We start from the raw sequence: 19,822 nt of genomic DNA on the forward strand, positions 1-19,822 counted from the left end.
GTTGGCGCATGCAGGCTCATTGATAAATGGGCCTAAAGTTTTTGCAGGAAGAGCCGAAAACATGGCAAGCGTCCAAATTCCCAGAGGTTTTTTATCATGGTCATCGATTTCAGCCGTTTGAACAGTTCCTCGTCACTGACCGGCAGTACGCGTACCAGCGCCAACAAGGACACTGCCGAAGCCGGCAAATCCGCGCCGCTGAATACCCCGGCCGAACAGGCCAGTACCGCCAAAAGCGGGGAATCGGTACACCTCAGCAATGAGGCTCAACAGTTGCAGAAGGTCACTGACAAGCTGCGCGATCAGCCTGCCGTCGACGATGCCCGCGTGGCCGAGTTGAAAGCAGCGATTGCCGATGGCAGCTATAAAGTCGACAGCAACCGTGTAGCCAGCAAACTGCTCAACTTCGAAGCCCAGCGCTAGGCCTTCGGCCTGCGCCAGGCTTTTGGACGCTTAAACCCCAAGGCCAGCCATGCACGACACTAATTTACTGCAACTGATCATCGACGACTTTGCTCCAGCGCAACACTTGCTGGAGTTGTTGCAAACCGAGTCCCTCGCCTTGCATGGTCGCGACATGCCACTGCTCGAAGACATTCTGGCGCGCAAACAGGCAATGATCATTCTGCTCGAACAGCATGGCCGCAAGCGCAGCGAAGTGCTCGCAAGCCTCAATCTGCCTACCAATCGCAACGGTCTGGAGCAACTCGCCAGCCAGTCAAGCATCGGCGATCAGTTGCTTGCGCAGAGCGATGCCCTGACCGATCTTCTGGCTCAGTGCCAGGCCATCAATGTCAATAATGGTCAGTCGATCCTGATCCAGCAGGCCGCCACGGCCAATCAGCTGAAGATCCTCACCGGCGGCGAACCACCCGCGCTTTACGATGCCCGCGGATCAACCGCCAAGCTAGCGAAGCCGCGCCCGCTCAGTCAGGCGTGAACCTGTTGATTGAGTTCGCACTTTCAAGACGCCTCACATGCTGGCAGTATGCTAGCCATGCGCTGTCACATTTGTCCGGAGAACGATGAACCGTGTCCAATGCCTTAACCGCGGAAGATGCTCCGCAGCCACCCAAGGTGCTCTCCACGCCCATGGAGATCGCGGGTAACCTGCGGCAACTGCAAGAAAGCCACGACCCGCTGATCATTACGTTCCACGAACGTAACCAGCGCTTCCAGAGCTATCTGGTGGAGGTTGACCGTGACAACAATATGATCGCCCTGGATGAAATGGTGCCTCGCGATGGCGAACGCTACTTGCTGGCGGGCGAATCGTTTCGGGTCGAAGGCTTCCACGACGGCGTGCGCATCGCGTGGGAAAGCAACGGCCCGCTGAGCCTCGACGAGTTCAACAACACTCGCTGTTATCGCGGCAAACTCCCTGACGAAGTGGTCTACCACCAGCGCCGCAACGCCTTCCGGGCTGCATTGAAGTTGGCGCAGTTGGTGGATGTCGAACTGGGCGGCGAAAAACTCAAGTCGCCGGTCAACGGCAAGTTGCTGGATATCTCCGCTACCGGCTGCAAGTTGCGCTTTGACGGCGACATCACCGGCCGGCTGCAGCTGGGCCAGGTCTACGACCGCTTCGTCGCCGCCCTGCCCTTCGGCAGCATGACCACCCCGGTGGAACTGCGTTACCTGCATTTCGAAGAAAAGGTCTCCACCACCTTCGCCGGCATCCGTTTTCACAACATGAGCGGGCTGGTTCAACGGCAGGTCGAGCGTTTCGTCTACCAACTACAGCGTGAAGCACGGCGCTTCGACAAAGACGATTTCTGATCCAACGCTTCAACAAAAAACGGGCAGTCCCTTGCGGTGACTGCCCGTTTTTTTATGCATCAAACAATCAAGGTCTGGCTTCAGTGAAACTTTGCTCGCGTCCAGCATCCGGATCTTCCGGTGGCGTCGGCTCACTTTCCACTTCCACCTCTGGTTCCGGCTCCGCTTCCGGATGCGGCGGGCTGTGCATCTGCTCTTGAACGATCTGCTCATCGACACGCGGATCAAGGCAGACCACCAGCGGCGAACTCGACATGCTGTCCGGCATGGCCACGTGATGCAGCGGTGCATCGTCGACCTGATGCAGGTTGGTGACCGCTTTCGGACGGATTCGCCACACCAGTACCAGCGCGAAGAAACTGAAAAACGCATAGAGCATGTGGCTGCCGAACAGCTTCATCAGCACCCCGGCGACCAGCGGCCCGATACTGGCGCCGACACCGTAGGTCACCAACAACATTGCCGTCAGCGAGACCCGGCGATCACCTTCGACGTGGTCATTGGAGAAGGCCACCGCTAACGGATACAGGCAGAACTGCACCAGCGAACAGAGGAACCCGGAGATGAACAACACCTCCAACGGCACTTTCTGCAGGATCGCCAACGGCAACGCCGCCAGCGCCAGGCTAAAGGCAAAACAGCGGATCAACAGCGCCCGGTCGTAACGATCCGACAGCCACCCCAACGGCCACTGCACCAGCAGGCCGGCAAAAATGCAGCTACCCATGAACAGACCGACCTGCTCGGTGGACAACCCCTGCTGGGAGGCATACAGCGGCGCCAGACCATAGAACGAGCCGACGATCAGCCCCGCCCCGAGCACCGTGCTCAACGATTGCGGCACACGCTTAATGAAGAAGCGCGGCTCCATCGGCGCGGGGTGCAACGGCGCCGGGTGAATCCGTCGAGTCAGGGCCACTGGCACCAGGCACAGGGCGAAACACAGGGCGACCAGCATCAGCAGCTCCAAACCCAGGCCGGGGTGCATGACCAGAATCAGCTGACCCAGCACCAACCCCAGGTAGGAAGCGATCATGTAGCCGCTGAAGACCATGCCACGCTGTTTGGCATCGGCCTGCTCGTTGAGCCAGCTCTCGATGACCATGTATTGGCACATCATGCCCAGGCCGACGATCACCCGCAGGAACAGCCAGGCCGGCAGCCAGTCGATCAACCCATGACCGAGCACCGCCGCACCGACGATCCCGGCACACGCGGCATAAGCCCGAATATGCCCGACCCGGGCAATCAGCCGGTGACCGATCTTGCCACCCAGCACCAGGCCGAAGTAGTTGGCCGCCATCAACGCACCGACCCACAAGCTGTCGACGTGATCGGCCGCCAGGCGCAAGGCCAGGTAAGTGCTCAACAGGCCCGAGCCGATCAACATCATCAGCGAGGCGAAATACAGCGCTCGAAAGGATTTCCAGATTTGGCGCATCGGCGTTCCGAGCGGCTCCTTGCAGTGAAGATCAGGCTATCGAAACGATAGCCCGAAGACGACGAAGCGTCAGGCTTGGGCGGCTAAAACACGCCGTTCCCAAGGGGTAATTTCATCAAAGAAGCTGGTCAGCTCCATGGACTTCGAAGCGACGTAGCCTTCGATGAATTCAGTGCCAAACAGTTCCTTCGCCAATTGGCTACGTTTCAGACGCTCAATAGCCGCATGCAAGGTACACGGCAACGAAAGATTATCCGGCACTTCGAATTCGCCCTGGATCGCCTCGCTGGGCTCCCGTTTATTCTCAATACCATGCAACCCGGCGGCAAGGCTGGCCGCGATGGCCAGGTACGGATTGGCGTCGGCCCCCGGCAAACGGTTTTCGACCCGACGAGCGACCGGCGAGCTGGCCGGAATGCGCAACCCGGCGGCACGGTTGTCGTGGGACCAGCAGGCATTATTCGGCGACGCATACGGATGGCACAAGCGCTGATACGAGTTCACGTTCGGTGCGAACAGCGCCGTGAAGTCCGCCATCCCGGCCTGCTGACCGCCGATGAAGTGACGGAAGGTCGCAGTCGGCTGACCCGCCTCGTCGCTGAACACGTTCCGTCCGGTGTTGATGTCGACGACGCTTTGATGAATATGCATCGAACTGCCCGGCGTGTGTGCCAGCGGCTTGGCCATGCACACCACAATCAGGCCATGCTTGAGCGCGACCTCCTTGAGCAGGTGTTTGAACAGCAATGTCTGGTCGGCCAGCAGCAGCGGATCACCGTGCAGCAGATTGATCTCGAACTGACTGACACCCATTTCGTGCATGAAGGTATCGCGCGGCAGACCCAGCGCCGCCATGCATTCATAGACTTCACTGAAGAACGGCCGCAAGCCGTTATTGGAACTGACACTGAACGCCGACTGCCCGCCCTCGCGACGACCGTCCACGCCCAGCGGCGGCTGGAACGGTTGAGCCGGATCGGGGTTGGGCGCGAACACAAAAAACTCAAGTTCGGTCGCCACCACCGGCGCCAGGCCGAGCGCCGCGTAACGGGCGATCACTGACTTGAGTTGGCCGCGGGTCGACAGACTTGAGGGGGCGCCGTTCAATTCGTCCGCATCGCAAATGGCCAGCGCCCGAGGCTGCTGGCTCCAGGGCAAGCGATAGATATGTGCAGGGTCCGGCACCAACGCGAGGTCGCCGTCATCGCTGCCGTAAAAACGCGCGGGTGGATACCCGCCCATGATGCATTGCAGCAGCACACCCCGCGCCAACTGCAACCGACGTCCTTCGAGGAAACCCTCGGCCGTCATGACTTTGCCCCGGGGAACTCCATTCAAATCCGGCGTGACACATTCAATCTCATCAATGCCCGTCAATCGCTGTGCGAGTGAACGATGGCCATCGGTTGTCATGACGCAATCCCTTGTTGTGCGAGCCGCGAACGGCGACCCGTACAAAATAGGCTTCGCCTGTTCGGAATTTCAAGCAGCGCCACACAATAAAGAAGGCTCAGGGCAGATAAAGGCTGAACACTGCGCCGCCCAACGGGCCGCCATTGCTCAGCCGCGTGCTGCCACCGACGCCGTTGCGCTGATGCAACGCGGCGATCCGACCGGCAAAGTACAGGCCCAGGCCGGTGCTACTGTTGGTGTAATTGATGCCTTGCACATAGTCGGCCTGAAACTCGATCATCTCGACCGGATAGCCGGCGCCGTCGTCATTAATGGTCAGGACCAATTGGCCACCCTCGTCACTGACGCTGATCAACAGCGACTCGCGCGCATAACGAATGGCGTTGTTGATGAGGTTGCCCAGCACCGAGGCGACCAGCTCGCGATCGAAGAAACCCAGCGGACTCAAGGGATCGACTTCATAGGTCGCGATAATGCCGCGACTGGCGAACACTTCTTGATGGCTGGCCAGTTGCGCTTCGAGAAAATCATCCAGGTCATGATAGGCCGGTTGCAACGGCAGTTGATTGACGCCCAGTTTGTACAGACCCAACAACTGCACCAGCATGCCGTTGAGGTGCGCGAATTCATACTCGATGACGCCCTGCTCCGGGCTGTGCTGCTCCGGGTCGGGCAGGCGCGCCAGCCATTGGCTGTGCGCCTGCATCAACATGGCGAGCGAGTTCTTCATGTCGTGCACGGTGGAGGCAATCACCGTCGAGAAATCCAATGCCGGGTTGTCTTGGCTCATCCGCCGAACGCCTTGATTTTCAGTTTCTGATAGCGCGGATAACGCGCGTCGGTGTCGGGCATCAAGCCGACCATTTTCAAGCAGACCCGACATTCGTCGATTTCCGCCGACGGCACACTGGTGTCGGTGCCGTGCAGCAGCGACTGCGCCATGTTCAGGGCAATACTGATGTTTTTCGGCTGCATCGCCAGCGCCCTGCGGAACACCGACCGGGCTTCCACCAAGTTTCCTGTCTTGTACACCCGCACGCCTTCACGGTTGAGCTCGGCGGCGGCGTTGCTGGAACTGAGGATGGTCGGGTCGTCGGTCAGCTTGGCGATCCCCTTCATCACCACCGGGTCGTCACCGTAGATTTCCGCGCAGTTCTTCAGCATCGAGGCGCCAGCGCTTGCCTGACCGAGCATTTGCAACTGCTTGGCCACCAGCAGCGCCGCCTCGGCGCTCATGAATTGCTCCATGCCGTCGAGACGCATCAATGCTTGTTCGGTGAGTTTCTCGGCGGTTTCGGCGTCGTTGAGCAACAGGCTGGTGGCTTTCATCAGGCGCGCACGAATTTGCAGGCCCGGATCGCTCGGGTTTTCCTTGGCTACAAGGCTGAGGGTCGTATTGATTTCCAGGCGGGTGCGGGTATCCAGGCCTTTCTCGCTGCCTTTGCTGATCAAGGCGTGAGCCAGGCCGAGGTTACTTTCCGCGTCCTTGAACCGCGACTGCGCGCCTTGGGACACTGCCTGACGATACGCTCTGGAGGCGGTGTCGAAATCTTCGTTGGTCATCGCCAGTTTGCCCAGCAACGCTTGTCGGCGCACGGCCAGCGGCGACAGGCGAATGGCTTCTTCCAATACCTTCTGCGCGCCCTTGGTGTCGCCTTCGACCACCAGCACGTCGGCCATGCCGTCATACAGCGCTGGCATCATCGGAAACACTTTCAGGGCTTTTTCATAAATGCCCTTGGCCTGGCTGACCTGGCCGCGCTTGAACAGCAGCTGGCCCAACCCGGCGAACGCCCAGGGCAACGGCCGATCCGCGATGATGCTGTCGTAGAGGCGCTCCAGCGCTTCGTTCTGATTCAAGTCGCGCAATGCATCCGCGCGGTAGCGCAAACACAGCGGCGAATAACGGATGTCCTTCTTGCACAATTCGATGCAGGCATTGAGCACTTCCAGCGGCTTGCCACGGTCGAGGGCTTGCAGGATCGGCTTGAGCAGGTTCTTGCGCTGCTCCAGACGCTCAAGGCGCTGCGCCAGGCCAGAGCGGTTGAACGGTTTGGTCAGGTAGGCGTCCGGTTCATGCTCCAGCGCACTGAGCACCATGGCCTGACTGGTTTCGGCGGTCACCATGACGAATACGCTTTCATGGCTGATCAGCTTCTCGATCATCAAGTCTTCGAGGACTTGCTGACCGTTCTTCTTGCCGTCGCCGAGGTGAAAATCCTGCAAGATGAAATCGTAGGCCTTCTGCGAACACATGCGCAGCGCCTGTTCGCCAGAATCCGCGGTATCCACGTCCTTGACGCCCAGCTCACGCAGCATGGACCTGACGGAACTGCGAAAATCCGAGAAATCATCGACGATCAAAAAACTCTTTTGGTGATACGACAGCATCGAAGATTTCCAGGCAGTTTTAAGAAGATGAACATGACCGTTCGGGTTATCGGCCAACAGTGCCGATACCTTGAGACGCAGTGACCTTCAAGCGATGACTAAATATTTGAACGCGTTATTTAAAAACGGGATTATCCTGTTTTATCGACGCGCGCTTCATCCCCCGTTTACAACGATTCCCCCCATGTCGCCGGTAGAAGGCAGAACAGATGACCATCCCCCCCAAGCAACCGGCCGGCGCTTCCGAGCACAAGGCCCCACGCCCGAGCAACCTGGATTTTCCGGTGGTCGGCATCGGCGCGTCTGCGGGGGGACTGCAAGCTATCAAGCTGTTTTTCGAGAACATGCCTCACGACAACGGCATGGCGTTTGTCATCATTCTTCACCTGTCGCCCGACCACCAAAGCATTGCCGACAAGATCATCCAGGAATCGACGAAAATGCCGGTCCTGCAGGTCACCGAGACCGTGCCCATCGAGAAAAACCACGTTTATGTGATATCGCCGGCCCAGCGCCTGGCCATGGACGACGGCTTTCTTGAGGTCCGCAGCCGCGACCCGCACGCGACGCGGCACGCCTCGATCGATCTGTTCTTCCGCGACCTCGCCGATGTTCATCGCGAGCGTGCGTTTTGCCTGATCCTGTCCGGCAGCGGCACCGATGGCGCAGTCGGATTGTCACGCATCAAGGAACAGGCTGGCGTGACCCTGGCCCAAGTCCCGGAAGACGCCGAGTTCGTTGGTATGCCCCGCGCGGCCATCGAGACCGGCATGGTCGACCTGATATTGCCCGTCACGGAAATGCCGCAAAAATTGCTGGAGCTGTGGCAAAACGCCAGAGAGATCACCCTGCCCCCCGCCACTGACGCCGAGGCCGACCTGAAAATCAACACGTCGATGTCCGAGCGCGAGGCGGCGGCCAATGAACAAATGCTCCACGACATTCTCATTCAGTTGCGCACCGGCACCGGCCACGACTTCAAGCATTACAAACGCGCGACCGTGTTACGGCGGATCGAGCGGCGGTTGCAGGTCACGGCCCAGCCGGACCTGACAGCGTATTACAGCTACTTGCAAAGCAATCCCGAAGAAACCAAGGCGCTGCTCGGTGACATGCTGATCGGCGTGACCAACTTCTTCAGGGATCGTGAGGCGTTCGAAGCGCTGGAGCGGGATGTCTTGCCGCAGCTGGTCAGCGCCGCCGTGTCCTCGCGACCGGAAAAAGAAGAGATTCGCGTCTGGTCCGCCGGGTGTTCCACCGGCGAGGAAGCCTACAGCCTGGCGATCTTGCTCAACGATCAACTGCAACTGGACGCCAGCAAAGCGACCATGCAATTGTTCGCCACCGACATCGATGAGCGCGCCATCAGCGTCGGCCGCACCGGCCTGTATCCGCAAGCGATCATCACCGATGTGCCGCCGACGCGGCTGCGGCATTATTTCGTCAAGGAGGACGATCACTACCGGATCCGCAAGGAAATTCGCGAACGGGTGCTGTTTGCCAAGCACAGCCTGCTGTCGGATCCGCCGTTCTCGCAAATCGACCTGATCGTCTGCCGCAACCTGCTGATTTATCTGGATCGCGAAGTGCAACGCGAAATCCTGCAGATGTTTCATTTCGCGCTGCGTCCCGGCGGTTTCCTGTTCCTCGGTACTTCAGAGAGCGCAGATGCGTGCCACGAGTTGTTCGCCCCGGTGGATAAACGCAACCGCATCTTCCGCGCCAAGACCGGCACCGCCAACAGCCGTCGCACGCCGACCATGCCCCGTGGCGGCTACGTGCGTGCGAGTACGTCCCGTGAGACACCGCCCAGCACAGCGCCACGCAAGCTGTCCTTTGCCGATATTCACCAACGCGCGCTTGAAAGTGCCGCACCGCCGAGCATGATTGTCGATGCCAACGCCGACATCCTGCACATGAGCGAGAGCGCCGGGCGCTTTCTACGGCACGTGGGCGGCGAGCTGTCACGCAATCTGTTGACGCTGATCCTGCCGGAGTTGCGCCTGGAAATCCGCACCACCCTGTTTCAGGTGCAACAGAGCGGCCTGGTGGTCAAGTCCCGGGCCGTACCGCTCAAGCGCGGTGATCTGAGCTACATGATCGATCTCGTGGCTCAGCCTTATAAGGACGAAGAGTCGGATGGCGATTACGTGCTGGTGATCTTCGAAGAAGTCGAAATCGACCCGCCCGAACAGACCGCCACGACCCTGCTACAGACCGAAAGCCAAGTGCTGTCCAATCTTGAGCGCGAACTGCAACGGACCAAGTTGCATTTGCAGGACACCATTGAACAATCGGAAGTCTCCAGCGAGGAACTGAAAGCTTCCAACGAAGAAATGCAGGCGATCAACGAAGAGTTGCGCTCGGCTACCGAAGAACTGGAAACCAGCAAAGAAGAACTGCAATCGATCAACGAGGAGTTGCTGACGGTCAACTTCGAGTTGAAAACCAAAGTTGAAGAAACCGACAAAATCAACGACTACCTGACGAACCTGATCGCCTCCACCGACATTGCCACGGTGTTTGTCGACCGCTGCATGCGGATCAAATGGTTCACCCCGCGCGCCACCGACATCTTCAGCATGCTGCCGGTCGATACGGGTCGCTCGCTGCTCGACATCACCCATCGCCTGCATTACGACACCCTGGCCAGCGACGCCGTGCTGGTGTTCGAGTCGTTGAACATGATCGAACGGGAAGTCAGCAGCACCGACAAGCGCTGGTACATCGCCCGCTTGCTGCCTTACCGCTCCAGCGAAGACCACATCGACGGGACGGTGTTGACGTTCATCGACATCACCAAACGCCGCGCGGCAGAAGAAGAGCTACGCCTGGGCGAAGAACGCATGCGGCTGGTGGCCGAAAGCACCCGCGATTACGCGATCATCACCCTCGATGAACAGGGCCTCATCACCAGCTGGAACAAAGGTGCCGAGCTGATCTTCGGTTACAGCAAGGCCGAGGCGGAAGGCGCTTTCTACGACTTCATTTTCTCCGCCGAAGACCGTGCCGCCGGGGTTCCCGAAAGCGAACTGCTGGCAGTCCGCATCCAGGGCCGCAGCGAAGATGAACGCTGGCACCTGCGCAAGGATGGCAGCCGCTTCTTTTGCAGCGGCGAAGTAACCTTGCTCAGCGGGGACAACCTGCGTGGTTACGTGAAAATCGCCCGGGATTTGACTGGCCACAAGCGTCAGCACGAAGAACAGAGCCAGGAACTGGCCGAGACGCGCAATACCAACTACCTCAAGGATGAATTCTTTGCGGTCATGTCCCACGAGCTCAAGCACCCGCTGAACCTGATCCAGCTCAATGCCGAATTGCTGCGCCGCCTGCCCCTGACCAAATCCCTGCCCCCGGCGGCCAAAGCGGTGAACACCATTTGTGACGCCGTCACCAGCCAGGCGCGGATCATTGATGACCTGCTGGACGTGGCCCGAGTGCGCACCGGCAAGCTCAAGCTGCAACCGGTCACCGTCGACCTGGTCAGTGTGCTGCGCGATATCCACACCGTAGTCCTCAACGAGCAGCACGAAACCACGGTCGAGTTGCAGGTACCTTCTGAGCCGTTGATGGTCCACGCGGACCCGACGCGCCTGGAGCAGATCATCTGGAACCTGGTGAACAACGCCCTCAAATTCACTCCGGCCAACGGGCTGATCCAACTGATTGCCAGCCAGGCGGAAAACACGATACGGCTGGATGTCAAAGACAACGGCACCGGCATTGCCGCCGAAAACCTCGAGCATGTGTTCGATTTGTTTGGCCAGGCTGAAAAGCAACATGCCACGCATTCCCGTGAAGGGTTGGGGATCGGGCTGTCATTGGTCCGCCAATTGACCGAGGCGCAACGCGGATCGGTCGAAGTGAATTCCCAGGGGTTGGGCGCAGGCTGTACGTTCAGCGTCTATTTGCCGATGGCCCACGCCGATGACCCAGAGAGTCATGCCGCTCAGGTCGACGATACCGCTGGCAGGTTAAGCGGCTTAACGATCCTGTTGGTCGATGACTCGACCGATGTGCTGGAAACCTTGAAGATGCTGCTGGAAATGGAAGACGCCGAAGTCGTCGCCTTCGACCGGCCGGTAGCCGCTCTGGACGCGGCAAAACATACGCGCTTCGACTTGATCATTTCGGACTTGGGGATGCCGATCATGAACGGTCACGAATTGATGAGCGCGTTGCGCAAACTACCGCAGGCCAAAAATGTGCCGGCGATTGCGCTGACGGGGTATGGCGCCAGCAGCGACATTCAAAAGGCCCGGCAATCGGGCTTTGATCAGCACCTTGGCAAACCGGTGTCCTACGAGGACCTCATCGAAACCATCGAGACACTGCGGCGCTCTTCGGTGTTGTAACCGCCCAGACAACCGCTCAAATAGGCGCGCGCCCCACTTCAACGCGGTGCAATAGTGCTCACCGACGCGCCGGTCGTGAAACTGCTCACAGATTGCCCAGCCATCGTCATCGTAAATACCCACAAACACCTGGGTGACGCCTTCGACACTGACCCACGCCTGCACTTCGACCTGCAAGCCATTGCCGAGCACTTCTTCCTAGGTGTGGAGCGGTAACCGACTGTTGGTCCACAACCAGAATCGGGCGCCTTTGTGTTGCACCTTTTCGCCTCATGGAAGGATTTCAGGAGTAAGGCACAGCACTGTCAGGTTTGCCATGTGGATCGTCGGCTGGCCGGACACAAAAAAGCCCTGCCGGACGAATGTATCCGGCAGGGCTTCGAGGAGAGCTATGGGTTGCTTCTAACGCAGCAGATGCACTGCCAGGCCGACGAGTGCACAGGCCATCAGCACCTGAATGACACCGCGCTTGAAGCGGAACAGGGCAATGGCCGCGGCGATCGCGATCAGTGCCGAGGGCCAATCGAGGTGGCCGCTGAAACCCTTTGGCCACAGCACGTGATAGCCGAAGAAACACGCCAGATTGAGAATCACACCTACGACGGCTGCCGTAATGGCAGTCAGTGGCGCGGTGAACTTGAGCTCGTTGTGGGTCGACTCGACCAATGGCCCGCCCGCGAGGATGAACAGGAACGAGGGCAGAAAGGTAAACCAGGTGACCAGGCAGGCGGCCACGGCTCCCGCCAGAAACACATGCTCACTGCCGAACACTTGTGCGACATACGCGCCGACAAAGCTGACGAAGGCCACGACCATGATCAACGGCCCAGGTGTGGTTTCACCCAGCGCCAGGCCATCGATCATTTGCGTCGGTGTCAGCCAGCCATACTGTCCGACGGCCCCCTGATAGACATAGGGAAGCACCGCATACGCACCGCCAAACGTCAGCAGCGCGGCCTTGGTAAAGAACCAGCCCATCTGGGTCAAGGTGCCTTCCCAGCCAAACAACGCGGTCAAGATCCCCATCGGTAACGCCCATAGAGCGGCACCGATCAGGGCCAGCGTTGCCAATTTCAACCAACTGAAACGGGCATGTTCCGGGGATGGAGTGTCGTCATCGATCAAGGCCGGACCAAAGGACTTTTTAGCGGCACCATGACCACCGGTCCTGAACTTCTCGGGCGCCAGGCGCCCGCCGACATAACCGATCAACGCCGCGCCCAGAACAATCAGCGGGAACGGAATATTGAAGGCGAAGATTGCGGTGAATGAAGCGGCCGCTAATGCCCATAGCCAATTGTTTTTCAATGCCCGAGAGCCGATTCGATGGGCCGCCTGCACGACAATAGCGGTTACGGCCGGCTTGATGCCATAGAAAAGCCCGGCCACCACCGGCACCTCACCGAAGGCGATGTACATCCACGACAACGCGATCAAAATGAACAATGACGGCAGCACAAACAGCGCGCCTGCAATCACCCCACCCCAGGTTCGATGCATTAGCCAGCCGATATAAGTGGCCAACTGCTGCGCCTCTGGCCCGGGGAGCAACATGCAGTAGTTGAGGGCATGCAGAAATCGGCGCTCGGATATCCAGCGCCGCCGTTCCACCAGCTCCTGGTGCATGATCGAAATCTGCCCCGCAGGCCCGCCGAAACTGATGAAGCCAAGCTTCAACCAGAACCAGAACGCCTCACGAAGACTGATTGCGTCCGGCCTGGACAGCTTTTCTTCAACCATTAGCGCCAAAGCCTCTGGAAACGAACAAGCAGGGAATGTGCGATACGGGCACTAAGAGAAACGGCGCGTTGAGTAAGGCGCCATGAAATAAATGGTGTCCCAGGGCAGGTTCGAACTGCCAACCTTCCCCTTAGGAGGGGGATGCTCTATCCAATTGAGCTACTGAGACACACGTCGCCCCGCAAGATTGCGGCGCGAAGGACGGCGAGCATGTTAACGGGCAGGCTTGGATTTGTCATGTCGTCCGTAGGGCTTTTTAAGTGTAGGCAAGCGCCCTACCGGGCTGTGGGTCTGTTTACCGTGCAATTTGCATCCTCTCAAAATGCCAGCATTGCAATTCGCAATGCCACCCCTTCTTAACCATAGGTTAATTCGTTGTTTTTAAAGGATTTAATAGCCGATAAACTCTTGGCACGCGGGCTGCTTCATTTGTTGCACGAACAAAAGAGGTGAGCCTCATGAACCGCGCCCTTTTACTCTCGAATGCAATCGCCCTGGCTGTGCTGGCAAGTTTTCATTTCGTCCCCGAAAACGGCGCGGTGCAGGTTGCTCAACGCATGCCGCATTACCTGCAACTGCAAAAAGCCCCGCAATTGGCAGTCATGAGCGATCAGCGCGGGTTTATTCGCCAGGATGCGAGCCAGGAAGGCCCATCGGTGGCGCAGGCTTCCGAACGCTTTGTATTTTGAATCCCCCCTATCAGGAGCACAGCATGTCCAAACCCGCCGCAGGATTTTTGATCCTTGCCTTACTGAACGGCATTCTTCATTTGGCTTTGGTTCAGGAGGCGGTGATCACCCTGCCGCTGATTGCCTGTGGCGTTTTCGGCGGATTGTTTGTGTTGGCGTTGATTGCGGGGCGAAAAATCAAGTTCGATCCGGTGCTGCGTTAAGGTTCAGCAGATTTAGTAGATGAGTGACTGTCTCGACAAGGTCGCCGGAGTTATCGAGTCGATGAACCTGCGTATCGTCAGCCGTGAATCGTCCATTGCGGCGCAATCTCGCTTCAATTTCAGCCAGACTCTCTCGGTCACGCCGCACCAGGCGTTCGCGCAACACTTCATCCTTGACGGTCAGGAGTACCGGGAAAAGATCGGGATAACGTACTAGCGCCTCAGCAAGATGACCGCGAGAACCGTTGACCAATACATGCCGGCCGTCGTTGAGCCACTGATCAATCTGTATTGGAATGCCGTAATCGAGGCCATTGGCGTGCCACGACAGCGCGAAGTTATCCGCCTCTTTGAGACGCTCGAATTCTTCGCGAGAGACGCCGATAGCGTCCTCCCCTATAGACTCCGCCGAACGTGTAATAACCCGCCGCACCACTTCGCAGTTTAGCGACTGCAGAGGTTTTCGAGCGGCTTCGATGAGGCTGTCTTTGCCGGATCCGGAAGGCCCCATCAGATAAATCAACCTGCCATCCATCTTGAATCGCCCCCTACTGTGCACCTGCCCCTAGTAAATCGGCCATTTGCCACTATCCTGTACCAGACAAGGATCAAAGATCGAATTCGCATAGCATGCACCTTCAGACGTCTTCAGACATCACCTGCGGGAGCAGAGGAGGAGTTCAGCAATACGGCTCTGGGTAAAATTTTTCCAACCAGTCCACATTTCTGACAAGGGCTGCTGGCATTAGGCCTTTACCCGACTCAATATTTGTCACAGAATTGACGCCAATGATCTGGCTTCTTTGAGGCATGATGCGGGCCTCTTTCAATTCAGGTTGAACATTTGGCCAGTAAGCTTGTCCTACAGACATCCTGCGGCCAATCCCGAGAACCGCTCCCCTGAACTAACCGGTTAAATATATGCGCCCATTGAAACAGGCAATTTATTCCAGCCGTACGGCTGACAAGTTCGTCGTACGTCTGCCAGACGGAATGCGTGAACGCATTGCCGAGGTGGCTCGCAATCATCATCGCAGCATGAATTCCGAAATCATTGCCCGCCTTGAGCAGAGTCTTATTCAGGAAGGTGCACTGGGCGAAGAGTTGAGCATGCGCCTGGACAGCCCGGAGCTGTCATTGCACGAACGCGAATTACTGCAACGTTTCCGTCAACTGTCCCACCGCCAGCAAAACGCCCTTGTTTCGCTGATCGCACACGACGCTGAAATGGCCGCAGACGCCTCTTGATTCACCCCGAAAGCTCAAGCCAGCATAATCGCTGGCTTTTTTTTGCCTGACATCCAGCCAAAAAAAACCCGCCGATTGGGCGGGGGTTTTAAAGCAGGTCAGGTCAGAGCAGAAATATCGTCGCCAACCCGAGGAAGATGAAGAACCCGCCGCTGTCGGTCATGGCGGTGATCATCACGCTCGCACCCATCGCAGGGTCGCGTCCAAGCCGCGCCAGGGTCATCGGAATCAAAACCCCCATCAACGCCGCCAACAACAGATTGAGCGTCATGGCGGCCGTCATCACGACGCCAAGGGACCAACTGCCATAAAGCAAGTAAGCCACAACGCCAATCACCCCACCCCATACCAGGCCATTGATCAAGCCAACCGCCAGCTCTTTGCGCATCAATCGCGAAGTATTTCCGGTACTGACCTGATCGAGCGCCATGGCCCGAACGATCATCGTGATGGTCTGGTTACCGGAGTTGCCACCGATACCGGCCACGATCGGCATCAATGCCGCCAGTGCGACCAGTTTTTCGATGGAGCCTTCAAACAGGCCGATTACCCGCGATGCAATAAATGCGGTAATCAGGTTTACCGCCAGCCAGGCCCAGCGGTTGCGCAGGGATTTCCAGACTGATGCAAAAATATCTTCTTCTTCACGCAAACCCGCCATGTTGAGAACTTCGTTTTCGCTCTCTTCACGAATCAGGTCGACCATTTCATCGATGGTCAGACGACCGATCAGCTTGCCGTTCTTGTCGACCACGGGGGCGGAAATCAGGTCGTAACGTTCGAACGCCTGAGCGGCATCATAGGCGTCCTCGTCCGGGTGAAAACTCACCGGATCGCTGGCCATGACTTCCGAAACCTGTTTTTCCGGATCGTTGACCAGCAAACGCTTGATCGGCAACACGCCTTTCAGCACACCGTCGTAGTCAACCACAAACAGTTTGTCGGTGTGTCCCGGCAGTTCCTTGAGGCGACGCAGGTAACGCAGGACCACTTCGAGACTGACATCCTCACGGATGGTCACCATCTCGAAGTCCATCAATGCACCGACCTGCTCCTCGTCATAGGACAACGCGGAGCGAACGCGCTCACGCTGCTGACCATCGAGGGTTTCCATCAGCTCGTGGACGACATCTCGCGGCAGCTCGGAAGCCAGGTCAGCGAGTTCGTCCGCGTCCATGTCCTTGGCCGCAGCCAGGAGCTCATGATCGTCCATGTCGGCGATCAGGGTTTCACGGACCGAGTCGGATACTTCAAGCAGAATGTCGCCGTCGCGATCAGCCTTGACCAATTGCCAAAGTGTTAGACGGTCGTCCAGCGGCAGCGCTTCAAGGATGTAGGCAACGTCAGCGGAGTGCAGATCATCGAGCTTGCGTTGCAGCTCGACGAGATTTTGCCGGTGAACCAGGTTCTCGACCCGGTCGTGATGCGGACCTTCCTGGCGATGAGTCAGGTCTTCGACAACCCGCTGACGCTGCAACAGCTCAACAACTTGAGCGAGGCGGTCCTGCAGGCTTTCTTGCGTTTTCTTTACTTCAACTTCAGACATAGGCGAACTCCACTCCCAGCAGCGGGGCACGCCGGAAGGATCAATCAGTCAATTCATGATTGGTGAAACGGGGTACTGAGTAACTACTGGGTAAGTCCATGGAGGTATTCCACAAGCCCCGGCGGGGCTGACGGGCGCAATGATACACCGCCCAACGGTTTTAAACGTTAAAAAATCATGGCTGAAACAAGCGCTTGCAAGCCAAACCTGAGCGCCACCCTATCTATCCAATTGCGACGACTCATTCTGAAAAGAAAACACACCATCCTCCAAAAATGTAGCAGCTACCCTTGGTATCGACCGTCAAGGAGGACGACATATGCCACCGATTGCGTACTGTTTTTTGCTGACCGCCCTGCTCTGCCTGCCGCTCCTGCTGGAGGCGGCGACCGTTCACCGATGTGAAGCCGCCAATGGGCACATCACCTTCACCACATTGAGCTGCACGGCCGGAGAAAGCCTTTCTTTGAAGGAGGTGCGCACTTTCACACCCGGCAGCACGATGGCCCTCATGCCAGAAGCCAAGATTGGCGAAACATCAGGTATGAAAAACATTAGGAGAGAACCGACCATTGTGGGTCAGGCCGAAGACAAATGCGGGAATCTGATCAGCGCCAGGGAACGACGCGAAGCGATCATCAATCAACGAGTCATCGCCGGTATGAGTCAACAGGACGTCGAGAGCGCCCTTGGCAAGCCAGACAAGATCAATATCAGGAATTCATCAACGAGCTACCGCTACGACGCCAAGCGAGGTCGTAGCGCGCATGTGGAATTTGATGAGAAAGGATGCACGAAAGGAAAAGCCAAATCCCAGACAGCAAAAAGCCCGCGTTAGACGCAGGCTTTTTGGTGTTTGGTGCACTCGACAGGATTCGAACCTGTGACCGCTCGGTTCGTAGCCGAGTACTCTATCCAGCTGAGCTACGAGTGCATTTTGTGTTTTTAAACCAGACCACAACTGGCTGAAGCAAAGTCGCTCGCATTACTGCAAACAACTCTTAAATGGTGCACTCGACAGGATTCGAACCTGTGACCGCTCGGTTCGTAGCCGAGTACTCTATCCAGCTGAGCTACGAGTGCATTTGTTGCCGCGCATTATAGGCCGTCTAATCTCTATGTCAAACACTTTTTCTAGTAATTTCAACAACTTACCGAAGAAGCCAGATTACAACGTACTACGCAAATAATGGCGGAGAACGGGGGATTCGAACCCCCGACACCCTTTTGAGGTGTACTCCCTTAGCAGGGGAGCGCCTTCGGCCACTCGGCCAGCTCTCCGCAACACGGGGCGTATCTTAACCAACCTTTTCCCCGTTTGCAAACATAAAAAACGATAAAAATTAATGGCTTGGTTCTTCGTCCTTCTCTTTCTTTATACGCAGGTAAATTTCTTCACGATGCACAGCAACCTCTTTCGGGGCGTTGACACCGATACGCACTTGATTTCCTTTGACGCCGAGCACGGTCACGGTGATTTCGCCATCACCAATGATCAGGCTTTCTGCGCACCGACGGGTCAGAATCAGCATACCTTTCTCCTAACGCATTTCATTTCAGGGACAACAGACTGCAAAAAAAAGACATTCGACCCACAACCAGAATGATCGCAGCCCTACATGCCTGAGTATTGACCAGCGCGAGCAAAAGAACAGTTTCCGGCCGCGCCATTCAAAAAAAGACAAAGGGCGCGGTCAGACCGCGCCCTTTGGTAAACGCATCACTCGCCCTGACGGGCCGGCGCGTCCAGTTCGAAAGCTGTGTGCAGAGCGCGCACGGCCAGTTCCAGGTACTTCTCTTCGATCACAACGGAGACTTTGATTTCCGAGGTCGAGATCATCTGGATGTTGATGCTTTCTTTCGCCAGGGATTCGAACATGCGGCTGGCAACGCCTGCGTGCGAGCGCATGCCGACACCGACGATCGATACCTTGGCAATCTTGGTATCGCCAACGACTTCACGGGCACCCAGCTCGCCAGCGGTTTTTTCCAGCACGGCTTGCGCCGCCTGGTAGTCGTTGCGGTGCACGGTGAAGGTGAAGTCGGTAGTGTTATCGTGCGCGACGTTCTGCACGATCATGTCGACTTCAATGTTCGCGGCACTGATCGGGCCGAGAATCTTGAATGCCACGCCCGGGATGTCTGGCACACCACGGATGGTCAGCTTGGCTTCATCGCGGTTGAATGCGATACCGGAAATGATCGGCTGTTCCATGGTTTCCTCTTCATCAATAGTAATGAGGGTGCCCGGACCCTCCTTGAAGCTGTGCAGTACGCGCAGCGGAACGTTGTACTTGCCGGCAAACTCGACCGCTCGGATCTGCAGTACCTTGGAACCGAGGCTGGCCATTTCCAGCATCTCTTCGAAAGTAATCTTTTCCAGGCGCTGAGCCACGGACACCACACGAGGGTCGGTGGTGTAGACACCATCGACATCAGTGTAGATCTGGCACTCATCGGCCTTCAGGGCTGCGGCCAGCGCCACGCCGGTGGTGTCGGAACCGCCACGACCGAGGGTGGTAATGTTGCCGTGCTCGTCGACGCCCTGGAAACCGGCGACAACCACCACGCGTCCTGCTTTCAGATCACCACGAATCTTCTGGTCATCAATCTGCAAGATACGCGCTTTGTTGTGCGCGCTATCGGTCAGAATCCGTACCTGATTACCGGTGTAGGACACCGCGGGCACGCCGCGCTTGATCAGCGCCATGGCCAACAGTGCAATCGTCACCTGCTCACCGGTGGAGACGATCACATCCAGCTCGCGGGGAACCGGTTGGCCGTCGCCACTGATTTGCTTGGCCAGATCGATCAGACGGTTGGTTTCGCCGCTCATTGCAGACAGCACAACCACCAGGTCATCGCCGGCATCGCGGAATTTCTTAACCTTGTCGGCGACCTGCTCGATTCTCTCGACAGTGCCGACCGAGGTGCCTCCAAATTTCTGTACGATCAAAGCCATTTCAAAGCCGCCTCTGCCCATGAAGGGCGCCCAAATAATCACTCAAACAGCGTTC

General features: G+C 57.6%; 18 protein-coding genes and 4 tRNA genes. 9 read left to right on the forward strand and 13 right to left on the reverse strand.

All coding sequences use genetic code 11. From position 1 onward, the window contains the following. Positions 1 to 96: 96 nt before the first annotated feature. From flgM to NL116_RS23180, 3 genes are all read left to right on the forward strand, one after another. On the forward strand, positions 97 to 423 hold the full coding sequence (gene flgM, locus NL116_RS23170; protein ID WP_494374198.1) for a flagellar biosynthesis anti-sigma factor FlgM: 327 nt from the start codon (positions 97 to 99) through the stop codon (positions 421 to 423). A gap of 49 nt (positions 424 to 472) precedes the next feature. Further along, positions 473 to 940: a flagella synthesis protein FlgN gene (locus tag NL116_RS23175; RefSeq protein WP_494374199.1), complete on the forward strand. Its 468-nt coding sequence runs from the start codon at positions 473 to 475 to the stop codon at positions 938 to 940. Between the two features lie 92 nt (positions 941 to 1,032). After that, positions 1,033 to 1,779, forward strand: coding sequence for a flagellar brake protein (locus NL116_RS23180; RefSeq protein ID WP_494374200.1), 747 nt, complete (start codon positions 1,033 to 1,035; stop codon positions 1,777 to 1,779). 67 nt (positions 1,780 to 1,846) lie between these two features. On the opposite strand, the gene NL116_RS23185 is transcribed toward NL116_RS23180, so the two are convergent. From NL116_RS23185 to NL116_RS23200, 4 genes are all read right to left on the reverse strand, one after another. Beyond that, on the reverse strand, positions 1,847 to 3,220 hold the full coding sequence (locus tag NL116_RS23185; protein WP_494374201.1) for an MFS transporter: 1,374 nt from the start codon (positions 3,218 to 3,220) through the stop codon (positions 1,847 to 1,849). A gap of 69 nt (positions 3,221 to 3,289) precedes the next feature. After that, complete coding sequence (locus NL116_RS23190; RefSeq protein WP_494378119.1) at positions 3,290 to 4,531, reverse strand: glutamine synthetase family protein; 1,242 nt, start codon at positions 4,529 to 4,531, stop codon at positions 3,290 to 3,292. Between the two features lie 199 nt (positions 4,532 to 4,730). Next, complete coding sequence (locus NL116_RS23195; RefSeq protein ID WP_494374202.1) at positions 4,731 to 5,423, reverse strand: sensor histidine kinase; 693 nt, start codon at positions 5,421 to 5,423, stop codon at positions 4,731 to 4,733. Next, on the reverse strand, positions 5,420 to 7,024 hold the full coding sequence (locus tag NL116_RS23200; RefSeq protein ID WP_494374203.1) for a response regulator: 1,605 nt from the start codon (positions 7,022 to 7,024) through the stop codon (positions 5,420 to 5,422). The genes NL116_RS23195 and NL116_RS23200 overlap by 4 nt, the downstream gene beginning before the upstream one ends. Positions 7,025 to 7,233: 209 nt before the next feature. On the opposite strand from NL116_RS23200, the gene NL116_RS23205 reads away from it, so the two are divergent. Both NL116_RS23205 and NL116_RS23210 read left to right on the forward strand, forming a co-directional pair. Further along, entirely contained in the window at positions 7,234 to 11,379 is a 4,146-nt protein-coding gene (locus NL116_RS23205) for a CheR family methyltransferase (protein WP_494374204.1), read from the forward strand. Positions 11,380 to 11,454: 75 nt separating this feature from the next. Beyond that, positions 11,455 to 11,595 carry a hypothetical protein gene (locus NL116_RS23210; protein ID WP_494374205.1) on the forward strand — a complete coding sequence of 47 codons (141 nt, stop codon included), beginning with the start codon at positions 11,455 to 11,457 and terminating at the stop codon, positions 11,593 to 11,595. 186 nt (positions 11,596 to 11,781) lie between these two features. Here NL116_RS23210 and chrA read toward each other — a convergent pair whose 3' ends face one another. Both chrA and NL116_RS23220 read right to left on the reverse strand, forming a co-directional pair. Next, positions 11,782 to 13,119 carry a chromate efflux transporter gene (gene chrA, locus NL116_RS23215; protein ID WP_494374206.1) on the reverse strand — a complete coding sequence of 446 codons (1,338 nt, stop codon included), beginning with the start codon at positions 13,117 to 13,119 and terminating at the stop codon, positions 11,782 to 11,784. Positions 13,120 to 13,211: 92 nt separating this feature from the next. Beyond that, a tRNA-Arg gene (locus NL116_RS23220) sits at positions 13,212 to 13,288 on the reverse strand. 289 nt (positions 13,289 to 13,577) lie between these two features. Here NL116_RS23220 and NL116_RS23225 point away from each other — a divergent pair. Both NL116_RS23225 and NL116_RS23230 read left to right on the forward strand, forming a co-directional pair. Further along, entirely contained in the window at positions 13,578 to 13,808 is a 231-nt protein-coding gene (locus NL116_RS23225; protein ID WP_494374207.1) for a hypothetical protein, read from the forward strand. A gap of 23 nt (positions 13,809 to 13,831) precedes the next feature. Further along, on the forward strand, positions 13,832 to 14,011 hold the full coding sequence (locus tag NL116_RS23230; protein ID WP_494374208.1) for a PA3371 family protein: 180 nt from the start codon (positions 13,832 to 13,834) through the stop codon (positions 14,009 to 14,011). Here NL116_RS23230 and phnN read toward each other — a convergent pair. Then, complete coding sequence (gene phnN, locus NL116_RS23235) at positions 13,986 to 14,546, reverse strand: phosphonate metabolism protein/1,5-bisphosphokinase (PRPP-forming) PhnN (RefSeq protein ID WP_494374209.1); 561 nt, start codon at positions 14,544 to 14,546, stop codon at positions 13,986 to 13,988. The genes NL116_RS23230 and phnN overlap by 26 nt on opposite strands. 386 nt (positions 14,547 to 14,932) lie before the next feature. Here phnN and NL116_RS23240 point away from each other — a divergent pair, with 386 nt between their 5' ends. Continuing rightward, a complete protein-coding gene (locus NL116_RS23240) occupies positions 14,933 to 15,259 on the forward strand; it encodes an Arc family DNA-binding protein (protein ID WP_003178899.1) in 327 nt (108 codons plus the stop codon). A 103-nt stretch (positions 15,260 to 15,362) separates the two neighbouring features. Here the strand turns inward: NL116_RS23240 and mgtE are convergent, their stop codons facing one another. After that, positions 15,363 to 16,805 (reverse strand): magnesium transporter, encoded by a 1,443-nt coding sequence (gene mgtE, locus NL116_RS23245; protein WP_010457218.1) that lies wholly within the window; start codon positions 16,803 to 16,805, stop codon positions 15,363 to 15,365. Positions 16,806 to 17,124: 319 nt separating this feature from the next. Here mgtE and NL116_RS23250 point away from each other — a divergent pair, with 319 nt between their 5' ends. Then, positions 17,125 to 17,643: a cell envelope protein SmpA gene (locus NL116_RS23250; protein ID WP_494374210.1), complete on the forward strand. Its 519-nt coding sequence runs from the start codon at positions 17,125 to 17,127 to the stop codon at positions 17,641 to 17,643. A gap of 19 nt (positions 17,644 to 17,662) precedes the next feature. Here the strand turns inward: NL116_RS23250 and NL116_RS23255 are convergent. From NL116_RS23255 to NL116_RS23275, 5 genes are all read right to left on the reverse strand, one after another. Then, positions 17,663 to 17,739 (reverse strand) — tRNA-Arg (locus tag NL116_RS23255). Positions 17,740 to 17,811: 72 nt separating this feature from the next. Further along, positions 17,812 to 17,888 (reverse strand) — tRNA-Arg (locus tag NL116_RS23260). 107 nt (positions 17,889 to 17,995) lie between these two features. After that, a tRNA-Ser gene (locus NL116_RS23265) sits at positions 17,996 to 18,086 on the reverse strand. 62 nt (positions 18,087 to 18,148) lie between these two features. After that, the gene (csrA, locus tag NL116_RS23270) at positions 18,149 to 18,337 is read right to left on the reverse strand and encodes a carbon storage regulator CsrA (protein ID WP_002554426.1); all 189 of its coding nucleotides are present in this window, start codon (positions 18,335 to 18,337) and stop codon (positions 18,149 to 18,151) included. Positions 18,338 to 18,525: 188 nt separating this feature from the next. Then, positions 18,526 to 19,767, reverse strand: coding sequence for an aspartate kinase (locus NL116_RS23275; protein WP_027923937.1), 1,242 nt, complete (start codon positions 19,765 to 19,767; stop codon positions 18,526 to 18,528). Positions 19,768 to 19,822 lie beyond the last annotated feature (55 nt).

The sequence above is a fragment of the Pseudomonas sp. FBCC-B1667 genome (genome assembly GCF_059133255.1).